The following is a 398-nucleotide window of genomic DNA, read 5'->3' as shown; positions in this document are numbered from 1 at the left end:
ACGGGCTGCCAGCCCAGCCCCAACACGGCCACCTGCCAGCCGCAGGTGCCGATCTGCCGGCCCACGTCGATCAACGACTGCTACCACGAGGTCGCCAGCAAGCACGGCTGCCCCCTCAAGGTGACGTCGGGCGGGGTGCAGCGGGTGGACGGGCAGAACCGCATCGAGTTCCGGGTGGAGCCCACCCAGAGCAACTACTTCTTGCCGATCGCGGTGCGGCTCTCCGGGCGGGGGAGCACCGACCCGGATCAGATCCGCGTGTGGCTCTTGACCGCGGTGATGGTCAAGAACCACCCGCAGGAGAACTACCACCAGCCCAACCCCGACGCGTCGACGGTGGTGGGCGTGGAGTCGGTGGCCTACGACGGCAAGACGGCCGGTGACGTGCCGGCCTTCGA

At 69.1% G+C, this 398-nt stretch carries 1 protein-coding gene; it reads left to right on the top strand.

Annotation, left to right across the window (positions count from 1 at the left end):
- A partial coding sequence (locus OEB96_RS00225; protein ID WP_266213361.1) for a hypothetical protein occupies positions 1-398 on the top strand: 398 nt, incomplete at both ends.

Origin of the sequence: Paraliomyxa miuraensis, from assembly GCF_026337845.1 — a bacterium.
Classification (GTDB): domain Bacteria; phylum Myxococcota_A; class Polyangia; order Nannocystales; family Nannocystaceae; genus Paraliomyxa; species Paraliomyxa miuraensis.
The sequence above is the reverse complement of the archived record's forward strand: the minus strand, read 5'-3'. Positions and strand labels throughout refer to the sequence as shown.